Annotated in this window: 8 protein-coding genes; 2 read left to right on the top strand and 6 right to left on the bottom strand. The window is 43.6% G+C overall.

From position 1 onward, the window contains the following. The first annotated feature begins 422 nt into the window (after positions 1-422). Positions 423-1,397, top strand: coding sequence for an endonuclease/exonuclease/phosphatase family protein (locus ACGHAV_RS13355; protein ID WP_390381549.1), 975 nt, complete (start codon positions 423-425; stop codon positions 1,395-1,397). Here the strand turns inward: ACGHAV_RS13355 and ACGHAV_RS13360 are convergent. The 3 genes from ACGHAV_RS13360 to ACGHAV_RS13370 form a co-directional block, all read right to left on the bottom strand. Further along, complete coding sequence (locus ACGHAV_RS13360; protein ID WP_390381552.1) at positions 1,377-1,895, bottom strand: hypothetical protein; 519 nt, start codon at positions 1,893-1,895, stop codon at positions 1,377-1,379. The genes ACGHAV_RS13355 and ACGHAV_RS13360 overlap by 21 nt on opposite strands. Positions 1,896-2,439: 544 nt before the next feature. Further along, the gene (locus ACGHAV_RS13365; protein ID WP_390381865.1) at positions 2,440-4,188 is read right to left on the bottom strand and encodes a hypothetical protein; all 1,749 of its coding nucleotides are present in this window, start codon (positions 4,186-4,188) and stop codon (positions 2,440-2,442) included. Positions 4,189-4,269: 81 nt separating this feature from the next. Further along, entirely contained in the window at positions 4,270-6,126 is a 1,857-nt protein-coding gene (locus ACGHAV_RS13370) for an alkaline phosphatase PhoX (protein WP_390381555.1), read from the bottom strand. A gap of 428 nt (positions 6,127-6,554) precedes the next feature. Between ACGHAV_RS13370 and ACGHAV_RS13375 the strand changes: the two genes are divergently transcribed. Continuing rightward, complete coding sequence (locus ACGHAV_RS13375) at positions 6,555-8,681, top strand: response regulator (protein WP_390381558.1); 2,127 nt, start codon at positions 6,555-6,557, stop codon at positions 8,679-8,681. 105 nt (positions 8,682-8,786) lie between these two features. Here ACGHAV_RS13375 and ACGHAV_RS13380 read toward each other — a convergent pair whose 3' ends face one another. The 3 genes from ACGHAV_RS13380 to ACGHAV_RS13390 all read right to left on the bottom strand — a co-directional run bounded on the left by ACGHAV_RS13380 (position 8,787) and on the right by ACGHAV_RS13390 (position 14,504). Continuing rightward, positions 8,787-9,671: a WYL domain-containing protein gene (locus tag ACGHAV_RS13380; RefSeq protein ID WP_390381561.1), complete on the bottom strand. Its 885-nt coding sequence runs from the start codon at positions 9,669-9,671 to the stop codon at positions 8,787-8,789. A gap of 178 nt (positions 9,672-9,849) precedes the next feature. Continuing rightward, a complete protein-coding gene (locus ACGHAV_RS13385; protein ID WP_390381564.1) occupies positions 9,850-10,437 on the bottom strand; it encodes a PEP-CTERM sorting domain-containing protein in 588 nt (195 codons plus the stop codon). Between the two features lie 20 nt (positions 10,438-10,457). Continuing rightward, positions 10,458-14,504: an ExeM/NucH family extracellular endonuclease gene (locus ACGHAV_RS13390; RefSeq protein ID WP_390381567.1), complete on the bottom strand. Its 4,047-nt coding sequence runs from the start codon at positions 14,502-14,504 to the stop codon at positions 10,458-10,460. Between the last annotated feature and the right edge of the window lie 76 nt (positions 14,505-14,580).

Here is a 14,580-nt window from a genome sequence, read left to right on the forward strand (position 1 = left end):
GCCTGCCACACTCATAACTCACTGATTTAAAAGAAACTAACAACAAACCCACACTTATTTCATATTTAATCATTTGAAACTTTTGCGTTGTTTTGAGAATTTTTTACCCAGCACAATTTCCTTGAACCAGTACGTAGGAATGTATGCAATGAAGAAAACCTTGAACGACAGAAATGTTGGACTTAAAGAGAAGTGAAATAATACTGAGAAAAAACACGTTGCGTCTTTAAATAGTGACTTTGCCGCACTTCACATCGCTGAACTTTAACGGTTGCAAAGCGTAGAAAAGCACTCAATAGAAGTGGAACAAGTGTTTTTTCACTTTAAGAAGCAGGGTTTAATCAAAAGCTGTGCGTAATGCTATTCTTGTTTAACGAAGTGCTTTTGGCTTACAAGCAAGTGAAAAGAAAGGAGTTGGCAATATGGAAATTGTGCTAAACGTAACATCAATTGTACTTACTTTACTAACTCTCGCCCCACACCTTCCCTCATCCCATTGGTTGGTGCGTATGTGGGAATTCCCCAGGCTGCAAATAACGGCATTGATGCTAGCAACGCTTTGCGGTTACCTTGCACACACTCTATTTGCTGAGTTGTCTTCTGTATCTTTGCTGCTTGCATGTACTTTAGTCATGTCCTTTATATATCAGTGCATGTGGATAGCGCCCTACACACCTCTCTATAAAAAAGAGGTAAAGCAAATACCAAGAGAAAATGCCCACTCAACACTAAGCATTCTATCTAGCAACGTATATATGCCAAATGACGACTTCGATAAATTGATCTCACACGTACAAGACACCTCTCCCGACTTCTTGGTTACTTTAGAGTCGAACGAAAAGTGGGAAAACGGACTAAAGCCGCTTGAGGGTAAATATCCCTACTGCAAGGCATGTCCGCTTGATAATTTATACGGCATGCATGTGTATAGTAAGCATAAGTTGACCAGTGCAACGCTGCATTTTCTAGTAGAAAACGACGTGCCATCTATTCAAATAAAAACCACAATTGAAGGAAAACAAATAACACTATGGTTTGTGCACCCCAAACCACCTAGCCCTACCGAAAACACTTACGCAAAACCAAGAGATATAGAGCTACACATTGTTGGCAAAGCGGTAAATGAAGAGTGCGGGCCTGTCATTGTTGCTGGCGATTTAAATGATGTTGCTTGGTCGCCTACCACACGTCATTTTAAAAAGATAAGTGGACTTAAAGACCCACGCATCGGGCGCGGTTTTTTCAACACCTTTCACGCCCACTACCCTCTAGTAAAATGGCCCTTAGACCATGTATTTCATTCAGACCATTTTGAACTAGTGCAAATCACCAGACTAGGCGACATTGGGTCAGATCACTACCCGCTGTTCACTCAATTAGCGCTGAAATCTAGCTAATTCAGTGCATACGTCAGAGGGTTCAGTAAAATGACTTAACCCTACAAGTTGTGACTCTCTGGGCCAAACCGCCTTTTCAAGCTGTTCTTTATCACTGTCTGTTAATTGCGATTGAATAAGGTTTACCCGAACCGCTTTGTTATTGGGTTTCACAATAGTGGGTTCAATGGACTCAATAATATCGACGCTGGCGCACAAAAACTCGCGCGATGTGGGCTCTACCACAACACCAATCATTCCGTTGTCGTGAATAATTGACGGCCACCCTTCAGCCATTCTACTTTGAAACCACAATAGTACTGTAAACAAAATAAGCGACGCGGTAGTTACATTAACAAACGTTTCACTAAGCTGAGGCGCTGTAAAAACGATAATTTCAACGATTAAGGCAAACACTAACCACCCAACGAAAACGCGCTTTAGTAATGTCGGTGATATACCGCTTAGCACATCTACTTGCTGTATCGTTGATTTATTGTAATGACGAATTTCTACCATGTTTGTTTTTATCTCGTTTAATAAGCAGTTGTGGCGTTGCTTCTATTGGAAGTGTTGCATGCTGCGAAGTGTATCAAAGTTCAAGGTAGTCAGGCGACCACCTTTCTTTGCAAAAAGGAACATTTTCTATCAAGCTAAAAAACGTTATGTAAAAGTTTCTAAGCCTACAGACAGTTTTTCACGAACCACTACTAAACTCACAAACAAAAACCACGACCAAGAAGCTTAAGCAATTGTTTTTAAATGCAAAAGTAAAATAGGCATCCCTATTGCTATCTATAGACAGACCTAGGTGCGGAGGCACCGCCAACACAGTTAAAAATCATAACATAGGGCGTAATCATGGAAAGCGTAGTAACCATAGTGGTTCTTTTACAGTGCTTTGTATACGTAAGGCAGACAATTAAAAAGCAAGATGCGTCGATTAAACTTCGTCGTTTTTTCTAATTTCCTCGGCATCAAAAAGAAATACAAACCCAACAAGCGCATACCAATGATTTTTGGTATACGCTGATATTGATTTCAAAAGTAGATAAACAAAGGGTCACTGCTCGTTAGTCTTTGCGACTGCCTCAGTCGCTGCTTTGTCCCAATTTAAACGCATATCCCATTTAAAGCGATGCTCAGGTTTCAAAGGCGGCTGCTGTGCATCAATATTGCTCAGCACGTTTGTCGCCTTTGTTAGTGTGGCATCGCGTCCGAACAAATAGCTTTGCTCTTTTACAATGGTTAAATACGCTTTATTTAAAGCAAACGCGCGTTCAGGGCTTGGCGTAATAATATCGTAAACAGACTTCGCGTTGCGAAGTGCTTCTTTATTTACCATGCCATTATCATTAAACCACTTAGCCAGCATTTCGCCGTTTTGACGAAACTCATCGCCACCACCTACACGCTGCATATACGTTAAAAATTCGCCCTGCTCTTCATTAATATTTGGCACATCTTCCATGCTGTGTAAGTCAATATAACCCCACCCTTCTTTGCCCGGTACTTTGCGTGCAAACGAAAATGTTTGGTCGAAGGTAGCACCCACAGATTTATGGCAGCCATTACAGAACGCCAGTTCTTGATCATGCTGTGGACGAAGCGCGCCTGTTTCGTCTTCAATGAAACCATTAATAGTCCATCCAAACCCGTTATCAATGCCCTGCTCGCCTAAATAGCGTGTTTGCGGTAGCTTTTCAAAATGCTTGTCTTTTGCTTCAGCATAATAGGCAGATGCTAGGCTTTCGCGCGTTCGAAACATGTGCTTTTTCATATAACGTACTTCTTTCATTCGCGGCGCATTGTAAATATTTCCTTCATCGTCAACGCCCACATAGCGCACGGTATGTAAAAACTCCGTGCCTTCTGGATACAGCATATGCGCAAGCTTGTTGTTGCTAGCATCACCTAAATAATGCGACGTACGAACTAATTCAGTTTCATGCTCGTTGAGTTCACCGTCTTTATTAATATCAATACGTAAACGCTTCTCGTTAACAGGCGCAACGGTAAGGCTTTCAATATCTTTAAGCGCCATTTCTACCAAACTTAAATTCAGCATGTAAATAGTGCGATCGTAGCTTCCATTACTTTGTTGAAAGTTTGCTGGCAAACGAATCATTGCGTCGCCGGTAGAGCCGTTCGTTGGCCAAAATGTGCTTGGAAAGGGTTTATAATTGTACGCCACCCATTTGCTGCCATCTTTTGCCATGCCCGCTTCGTCGAAAGCGCCTTCGGCAGCACTTAAATTCTTTATCTGCATGTAGTCAGGCAGCCAAGTATTTTTAGGCTGTGCCACGTTCGCATTGTGATCTTGTGACCGAGTACCTTGGGGCTCAGTACCCCCTGATACAGCGCCAAATGATGCACTATAGTTATCTTGCTCGACATACTTTTTAATGGTGGCATCGTCTATACCAGCAATAAGTGCCGTTCTATCAATGAACAAGTTTTTCCAGCTGTTGGTTAACCCTACATCAGAAAACTCATAGTTCCCCTGAAGTGTGCCATCTCCCATTTGGTTTGGGCGTTTTTCGCTAGCATCATAGCTTTGATGGCATGCATAACACGGGTTGTTTACGCCTTCTGTTTTGGTGTAACACTGAGGTGGGATAACCGACTCAGGATTATACGTCTCGTTGTGCTCAATATAGGCAAGAGCAGGAATATCATCACCCTCCTGATATGGATAAGTGTGATTGATCACTTCATCAGAATTGCTTTTAACACTTCCGGCAGAAGTTGCTGTTTGGTCAGTGCAGCCAGCACTGATTAGTAATGCAAGCAGAACGCTGGCATGCGACATAAATTGTAGGTATTTCATCATCTTCACAACGCAAAAAATCCGGGCACACATGTACCCGGAATAGAGAGTTAAAACACAGAATTACTTATTTGCTGGCTCGTACATCCACAGCGTATTGTTTTCTTGGAAGCCATCTTCGCCAATAAGAATACGGCCGTCGTTCATAACAATAACGTTGTCTGGTTGAGATAGTTGATTCACATCACAACGCTCAGCGCCAGTAAGACTTGAGCGATAGGTGCCGCCCATAACTACAGGCTCTATTCGAGAAATGTTGTATCCTGCTTCAAGCCTAGCGCGATAAACACCACCACAATCTTTAACGCGAGCAGAAAGCTGCATGTCGCCTTCACCGTCTGTCATTGTGTTGTCGATATCTGCTATCCCAATGTAAAGATACGCGTTTTGCACAACTTCGCCTTCGATGGTATCTACGCCTTCCACTGCCTCTTGCGCACGTTTCTGGTTAATGGAAATACCTTCAAGCTTACGCCACTCTGCTGTAGCACCTTTAAGTCGCGCTGCTGCACGGCTCTCTAGAAATACTACGCGGTCATCCATTGGCTGACCTGCAGTTACACTTGAGCCACCGTCTTCAACACTTGGGTAGTTAGCGTCGCCGTCTGCCCATGCTTGAACATCGGCCATAGTGATATAAGAGCTTTGACCATCTACGTAATCGTCTGTGCCAATGCCGTTGTATTCGTCAATCCATGCGCGAATGGTCATATTGTCACCGCTTGCAAGCTCAACCCATTCTACGGTGAAGCCTGTTGTTGCTGGGTCGTTTTGACCAGCGTCTTGCGTTAGCTTGGCACCATATAGTGTTCCAGCTGAAAGGTCTTCAGCAGTATCTGCAACAAACTTAAACAATACACCGCCAGTATCATCTTGCGACAAATACACGGTTTTGCCATCTGGCATTACTGTCGAGTTTTCGTGCTCGTAGCGTCCCATAGTGAAATGCTTAACGATGACTGGCTCGTCAGCTAAAGGCTCGGTTACTTCAGCAATGTATCCGTAGTTGTATGGGTTTGGCGCATCAGGTGCAGTCATTTGCCACATACGACCTAAACGCGCGTTTGTTGAAACTGCCTCAGGATCGTTCCAACTTGGTGAAGTAGTGGTATCAACAGATGAATTTACAACCCACTCTTCAGAAGTAAGTGGTGTATTCCACGGAGACATAGAGCCAAAACAGTTTGCCGCCGTGCCCCACACAGGTGAGAAATCTAGCATCATCGCTTCTGTTACTTCCCACATGCCGAATTGATCTTTTTCAACCTTCATTCGGCTCATACCACCTGGTAGCTCTTCCCAGTTAGAGAACAGATAGCCTTCATTGTCGGCGGTAGAAATAAACCCGTTGAAATCAGGCATATCGTTTTCAAGTACAAGCTCTGCACCGTCTAGCGTATAGATGTGCCCTAAGCCTTCCGGCAGGTCTGCATCAAACGTGTCACCCGTCTGACCCAGTACTTGATACTGGCCAATAGCCGTCATTACAAGCTGCTTTTCTTCATCTGAAGATGGCACTGGAGAATTTGGTAACGTTACTGGCAAATTATTAAAGTTTGCACCCGCAAGCACACCTACTGTTCCAGTGTTGATAGGCATTTCGTTAACGCTGTTGGTTGCAGTGTTAGTACCTGAAGGATGCTGAACGTTGAAGAATAGGTCGCCCTCTTCAGATAGGAAAATACCCGTTACTTCTGCACCAAGTGGAACGGTAGCGATACGTGTAAGTGTACCGGCATTATCACCTTGAGGACCTTGCTCTCCAATTGGACCTTGATCACCTACTGGGCCTTGTTCGCCCACAGGGCCTTGAACACCGTCTGCACCGTCGTCACCCTCTAGTGAGCATGCGGTCATACTAAGCGTTACAGCTAACGCAATGGCTGAATATTTTACGTGTTTAAGTGTGTTGCTTTTCATAATGAATCCTTGCCTGTTCCAAGCTTTATTGTTTTAAGACGCCTACCTGCGAGAATGACTGCAGAAGTCCACGTGCAAAGAGATTGAATGAAAAGTATGAAGCTTCAGTGACACTTAAATTTCTGATTTATTAATGTTTTTTGACAGGGCGTTTTTTGTTGTGAGCATGTGTTTATCAACTTTGCTAACAAATATGCACTATTGCCAACGCTCACAAAATAAAAAGCGTTAGAGCAAGATAGGAATAAAAGCGGCACTTTATTTTCAATAATCAGTATTCGGTGAGTTGTCTTGAAAAAACACACATTGGAAGTAGCAAAAACTGACTGAGAAAGAGGCGTTTATCGCGAGATATTGAATAGCACTTTATTGCGCTTACCCTATCTTTCTATTATCTTTTGATTAGCATTTAATCATTTTTCATATTAATGACCATCCGCACTAGGTACATTGTTGCTTTGTTATTAACGGCAAGTCTTGTGACGTTGTCGTTTACGGTTCTCTATAACCTTATTGGCGCACAAAAACTTGATGCTGAAATTATCAATATTGCGGGCCAGCAGCGCATGCTATCTCAGCGTATTGCGTTATTTGCGAATACCAAAGCTGTGTGCGGAACTGAGGACAAAAGACAGTCATTTATTAATGCTGTTAATAAGTTTAAAACTAACCACCAAAGGTTAATTAACCTTGAAGATTTATCATCACCTATACAGGCTATTTATTTTGGTGACCTACAGCTAGACAAGAAAGTTAAGTCATTTATTTCGCAGTCTGAAATGTTGTACCAAGCGAGAAACTGTGAAACTAATGAAACGTTTTCAATAGATAATGTATCGGTATTGCTTACCCAGCTTAACGATGTTGTAGACCTATTTGAACAAGAGGCCTCACAACGCGTAGACTTCGTCGCCACAATTGAAATTTACCTTTGGCTGGGAACACTCACACTGCTTGTTATTGAAGCGATATTTATTTTTTCCCCGATGGAAAAAGAAATTCGAAGCTCTATATCGCGCCTCACCTCACTCAAAGTAGAAGCAGAAAATGCTGCACGTGAAGCCAAGAAAGCTAGCCAAGCGAAATCAGAATTTCTTTCTAGCATGAGTCATGAGCTTCGCACACCGATGAACGGTTTGTTTGGCATGATTGAACTGTCCATAGACAATCCTTCAAAAGGAAGCATGTATTTAAAGAAGGCGAAGACAGCAGGACGACAGCTTTTAGTTTTGATTAATGACATTCTTGACATATCAAAAATAGAAGCGGGCAAGATAAAAATTGAAAAGGCGCCTGTCGACCTGCTTCAAGTACTAGACGATGTCGTATCACTTCAACGTGTTTACTGTCAACGTAAGGGCCTGAACTTTTACTACAACAAGCAAGCTGAACTTCCCCATATTATTGAAGGTGATATAACTCGCATCTCTCAAGTTCTTCATAATTTGTTAAGCAATGCCATTAAGTTTACCGAAAGAGGCTCGGTAACGCTTGATGTACGAGTTGAGCAGCTGCAAGACGGCATGAAGTTAACCTTTGATGTAATTGATACTGGTATTGGTATTACACCAGAGAAGCTACCGCATATTTTTGATAAATTTGAGCAGGCCGATCAGTCGACTACCCGTGTTTACGGTGGCACTGGATTAGGCCTTAGTATTGCGCAACAACTTGCCCGCTTAATGGGTGGTGACATAGCGGTTATGTCTAAAGAGGGTGAAGGAAGTACCTTTAGTTTTCATATGATCGCACATCCATCTAAATTACCTGATATCCCAATTACCCCAAGTACGAGTTTGCGCTGTGCAGTAGTGGATGATTTGCAAACCAGCAGAGAATATTTTGACCACATTGTTGTTTCTGCAGGCATCTACAGCAAGAGCTTCGAGAGTGCTGCAGAATTTCTCGCAGACGACCCATTCTCTTACGATGTTATTATCCTCGATTTATCCATGCCGGAAATGAGCGGTATAGATTTACTGAAAGAATTAGCTAAGAAAAATAAGGAAATTCCAAAAGTTATTCTGATTTCTGCTGAGCTTGAACGAATGCAAAATGAAGATGATATGTCGGATATGATTTGGCGCACCCACGCTAAACCGATAAATCGAAGAGAGTTGGAACAAGACCTCAGCAAACTGCTTAAGCAGCCTTCTAAAACAAGCCATTTTCATGAGGCTCCCGTTAAAAGCCGACGCATTTTATTGGCTGAAGATAACGAAATTAATGCAGAGATTGTAAAAACCATGCTTCAAGCTGAAGGCTATAAAGTGTTACATGTAAAAAACGGCAAAGACGCTTTAGAGGCCTGTAAACGCCATACTTTTGACTTCATACTGATGGACTGCAATATGCCAATTATGGGCGGCATAGAAGCATCGCTACATATTAGGAACACATTGAAGCTAGAGACGCCTATTGCAGCACTCACCGCAAATGCGTTTGTTGAAGACAAAGAAGAATGCTTAGGAGCAGGCATGAACGACTTTTTGGCTAAGCCATTAGATAAAGAAACGCTGTTAGCCTGTATTGTTAAATACATAGGCCCTAATTAAAACTTACTAAGGGCCCTGCTGTTTCTGCATGTTCAATGGTGCTGACAGCCTCTACACCTCGAGAGTGCAAGAGCTTCTCAACATGATAACACCGCCGCTATACACTTATTGATACGTACTTTGCTCACCAATGTAGCCTGGTGCAATAGCAAGGTTATCGGTATTCGCCAAACTGCTTTGATTTCGTAGCCACAATTGGTACTCTCCGGTACGAAGGCTTGCATGCTTTGTACAGTCTACATTCCAACGTCTTAATAAATAGCCTGCCATGGCAGCACGTACATTAAGCTCAAGCACGCCCTCTTCCATTGCGTAATCAAGCTCTATAGCGGTTGGGTGCTTTATGTTCTTTGGGTGTGGCACAATTTCAAGCGGTATTAAACGCTGCCATGCTTCGTCCTGCTCTATACACTCTTCAGGCTTAGGCACTTCTTTAATGGTTACCTTACTAATACGCGTTAGTACAAAATCGCGAAAGCTCTGTGACTTTCTGTCAAAAGCACGTACATGCCAGCGTTGACCATTGTCTACAATACTGTGAGGTACAAGCTCTCTTGCTCCGCTGCCGCTGGACAAAGAGGTATAGATAACGCTAATAACGTTTTTATTCACAATGGCCTGTACCACTTTTGCTACCACAAAAATATCAGGCACGTTTAATGAAGAAGCACTTTCCACAGGAAAATGAATATCGCCAATGGCATCAAAACCATCTGATATATCATTAGCCAACTTAACTAGCGTGCGCTTGGCATCGTGTTCGAATACCGGACTAAATGATTCTGTTTGAAAGTACCTTTTTTCACGTGGGTCATACACCAAATTATCGGGTACCAGTTCTTTATATAACGTGAAATCGCGTGAACCTGCAGACAACCCTACTTCAAAGCGGCTTATAAGATCTTGGCGATGAATGGCCCCCTTAAACAGCAGGCAGAAATCGATATACGCAAGGCGTTGACGTTGAGAATAGGAAATAGTGTTGAGCATATGGTAGCGCTTTGTTTTTTATTATGCTGACAGTGTGGTTTATTTTAAATCGCGTGTAAAGCAGTAATCGCTGAAATAAAAGTGGGTGTGAACACTACCCATAAAAACATAGGGAAACCTGCCACAAAAAAGCCCAGCTTTTGCTGGGCTTTTAAACTATAAAAGGTTTAGCTTACATTTAAGCTTGTTTGCGTGAACGTGCTACTGCAACACCTGCTAACGCCAATAGCGAAAGTAGTAACGTGCTAGGTGCAGGCACTTCGGCAACACTAAATGATGCTGTTCGAGTGTCAGCTGATGTTGACTGTGCTGATGGATCAAACGCATCGGAGAAATCACTTTGTAAGAAAGTAAAGGGGGTTACGTTATCGCCCAACGTTCTAGCGATAAACTCCACAGTATAGAGAGCAACAGTATTTCCACCGAACTGAGGCGCAGCTAATCCAAAACCCGTTGAACTAGCACTCACACTATTACTACTAACTCCACCAAAGAATAATTCTAAAGGTGTTATTGAATTGCCAAAAGGAAATGCACTTTTCACACTGCCATCAACAAACTGCAGCAATGCAGTGTCAAAGCTAAACGCTGTCACGTAGGCTGAAAAGAGTGTTTGAAAAGGCCCATTAGAAAGGTCTGTCAAGCTCACCGTCACGGTTACTGTGTCGCCAACGTTATACACGTCTTTGTCGGTGGTTAGGCTAATAAGTGCTGCATTTGCATTAAAAGAAACCGCTGCCACTAGCATTAAAAATAACTTTTTCATTTTTTGTAATTCCAAATAAATTAAACTGCACAGCCAGCGCGTGAGCACATCGCCATTAGTGCACGGATGTCAAAGAAGTTGATTACGCCATCGCCATTGAAGTCGTAGCTATCGTTATTGGCTTGACCCGAGATAAACGCTTGGTAGAACGCCATTACATCGTTAAAGTCAACGTCACCATCGTTATCTAAATCACCCACCATCACTTCTTCAGGGAAGTTCATTACTACTACCACAGGGTCGTGGTCAGAAGAACGGTAAGCATCAGCACCGTAATAACTTGCTTGCTGTGTTTGCGACTTATATTCAACGTTATAATCGAACACGCGAGGCTCATCAGCGTTGATATGCCAAATTGTTGTATCCACTACATACTCTGTTAGTGAGGCGCTTGTTAGCGCATGATCTAAGTAACCAATTTCACCGCCAAAGCTATACGAGTAACCTGTATCGCCGTCAAACAGCTCTACTAAGTTGCTATAACCAGCAGACTCAAGGGCTAGAATTGGAGACTCTTTTGCGTATGCATTTAAGTCACCCATGATAAGTACACGGTCAGAAAGCACGTCGCTATTTTGTTGAATTAGCGCAAGTAATGCTTCAGATGCTTCAGTACGCAGCTGATTCCAGCAGCTCTGGCCATCGCCTAAGTCTGCGTTATTACCAGATGCTGAACTTCCACAGCCTTTTGACTTAAAGTGATTAATGGCAAAGGTAAAGTTTTCACCGTTGTTGTTAACACTAAAGTTTTGAAGTAGAGGCTGACGGTTACCATAGTCAAACGGTACTTCAGCTGAAGTAATAGCACTGCCTACAGGTGTTACTACAGCGGCTTTATACATCATACCAACGGCAATGGCATCACCACCTAATTGACCTTCAAGTGCAACATAAGTGTATTCATCGCTACCGAGCGTTGCATTTACTGCGTTTACTAGCGAGGCAATGGCAGAATCACTACCGTAACCGTCATTTTCAATTTCAACCAAACCAAGTACGTCTGCATCTATAGCGGCAATTGCAGCAACAGTTTTAGCTTGTTGACGTACAAACTCTAGCTCGCTGTCTGCCCCACGTGAAGTTGGGAAGTCTGGGCCGTTGAAGTAGTTAAGCACGTTAAAGCTTGCTACCTTCACATCGCCTATAGCTTGTAGAAGCGGTGCACGTGTTCTTGGGTTTGTACGCACTGTTTGTAAATCGCCAACCGGAATTAGGTTGTAAGCGCCAAACGCGTAATGCAGAACACCTTCAAGATTTTCAACACTGTCGCCCAAACGCAGTGGGTTAGTGTGCGAAAGACCGCCTACAGGGAACTGCAGGTCATCGCGGTTTTGAGAAGAATAACCGTCGTCAACAAGTAGTGAATCGCGTGCATTTTGCTCCGCTAATGCCAACGCTTCTTGTGTACCTGCAACAAACTGATTGGTAGGAATCATAAGACGCTGTGAAGACACATTAAACTGACCGTAGCGGCCGAGGTTGTAGATGTCAGACACTTTTAGCGTTTGTTCGAAGCTTATTTGCATACCTTCAAAGGCTTCTAAGTTTAGGTCTTGTGCGAACGGTAACGCCAGTTGCGTATAAAGCACATTCTCGCCAGTGCCTAATACTTCCGCGTTTGCCGACAGCGCTAGTTGAGTTACACCGAAGCGTTCGCCTACCGTTGCTTTTAAACGCACTGCATCACCTACTTGAGGCAACACATCAAACGAACCCGCGTAAACAAAAACGCCCTCTGAAGTTAATGCATTATTGTCTGAATCAGCCGCTTCTTCTTGCACAAAGAAACCACTCATTCCTGGCACAACGCTTGTCACTACAGCTTCAACAATAACGTCGGTACCAACCATTGCAGATGCTTCGCCTTCGCCCTGAATTGCGCTAATTAGCACTAATTCAGCCACTGGCTCTGTTGGCTCTACCGGGTCAACTGGCTCTACTGGGTCTACTGGATCAGTTGGACCAGACACCGCACCATTGTGTGCGCCAAAGTAGTCAAAGGTATCTTTCGCATAGCTATCCCACTCCGCACTGGTATCAAAACTACCGCTGCGCGTTGCATTGCCTGCTGTTACCGACACTTTTCTTACTAAGGTTTTATCTTTACCCCAGTTAATTCGAACGCCATACGTACCCAGTGAATCTACTACTTCACCGTTGTATACAAGCTCAATATAATCATCACCGTTGAAGTTAATAACGGAGTTATTGATGACTGAGCCTTCAGTCAATGCAGCTACTGCGCGGCTGTTTGCAAACGTTGCTACGCCACCTGCTGCAATTTCACCCTCAAGCGCTAACACTTTGCGATCGCTGTCTGCTGTTGCGCCATTTGAAAGCATAACTAGCTCATAACCGCTTAAGCTTACCGCCTCAGACGAGCTGTTGAATAGTTCAATGGCCTTGTTGTAGCTGCCGCCTTCGATGTATTCAGAAATATAAACTGAATTAGAAGAAGGAACTGGCTGCTCACCGCTGTCACCGCCATTCCCAGTACCTGGATCAGGGTTTTCACCCGAATTATCACCGGTTCCGCCGGTACCTGTACCCGTGTCGGTACCTGTGTCTGATGAACCATCACAGCTTTCATTGAAAATCATTGAAGCAAGTTCAGGCTTATCGATAAACGGATTGCGATTGCCTTGGAACTCAAAAACGCGCTCATTTCGGCGGCGCTCAAACTCGTCGACCGGATCGCTTTCATGCCATTGTAGTAGTACGCATACTTTGCCAAATGCTGCTTCAGACGTGCTGGTAAGGCGATTAACAAGTACTAGGTCTTCTTCTGTATCACCACTTGTCAGTCCGTCGTAACGCACATCCATGTAAAGCATAGAACGTGCAACGTCGCCTTTTACTGCATCGCGCGGTTCGAAAGAGTCAGCGTCAACGCGGTTCTCCGGCGCTTCAGACAATGCTGAATCACTAAAATCAAAGTCTAAATTACCACGAGCGCTGTTTACCGAAATGTCGGTAGGACGCAGGTGAAGAATATCGGTGTATGCCGTTAGGCTTGAGCTCGAGAAGCCGTGGCTTTTCGCCCATACGTGCTCACGGTTCCAGTTGTCCTGGTTTGTGCTTTGTGAGCCGCTGCCGTTGGTGTCTTTATCTTGTGAAGTACCTTTGTAAAACAAAATTACGTTATCAGTATTTAACGGGTCTTCGTCAGTATAAGTAAGTGCTGTCCATACTTCTGAATACGACAGCATGCGATGGCCATTTTCAATAATGTTATGCGCGGTAGATTTCAGCGACTGTGCACTTTCATTATTTGCAATCGCTGTATCAAGCGTTGCGTAGTAGTCAGTTTCTACATAGTCACTGGCTAAATTAATAGCCTGTAAGTCTGGGCAATTAAAACATGTGCCGCTTAATACAAGAAGTTCATTGGAAGGCTGATCACCATTGCCTGGGTCGGTACCATTGTCATCTGTTGAACCAGTGCCTGTTACAGTAACGCTATCTAGGTTCAAATACTCAGTTCCCGCGTTATTCTTCATAGCTACGCGTACAACTAATGAAGCGCCAGTACCCACGTTTGCGGAAACGGTTTGAGTGCCGAAATCATCAATAACCGTGTTGGTATCACCTGCATTTAAGGTGATTAATTGAAACGCGCCGCCATCTATCGAGTAAGAAACGTCGATATAGTCTGAAGATTCAAATGAACCGTTTTGAGATAGTGCAGCCTCAACGGTTACCTCACCTTGACCGCTAATATCAATCGACTTTGTCGTCCATACTACTTCGCCGTCAACGTCACGGGCTTGTAATGCACCGTTGTTAACACGAAACCAGTCAGACGTTGCCGTTAAACCAGCTTCGTTGCTTAATTCAATATCCCAATTGTCAAACGTGTAAACTCGCGCTTGGTCGCTTCCTGCAACAGGGCCTGTTACCCCAACACCTTGAAGCTCAGCTGCTTCAAAATCTTCTTGCCATACCGTTGTTGACGCAAGTGCATCAAAAGAGATTGCACTTAACGATATTGCTCCTGTAAGTAGTGTTTTTATCACCGTTGCTGACTTAGTCAGTTTCGGCTTCTGTGTGTTGTCCCAATTTGCCATGTTGTGCCTTCCGCATCTTTTGTAGGAAGGTATAAAATCTTATACATGGGTATACACAGCAAGCACTTAACGAAAA

It is taken from the genome of Alteromonas sp. MTD1 (assembly GCF_042848195.1).
Lineage (GTDB): Bacteria > Pseudomonadota > Gammaproteobacteria > Enterobacterales > Alteromonadaceae > Alteromonas.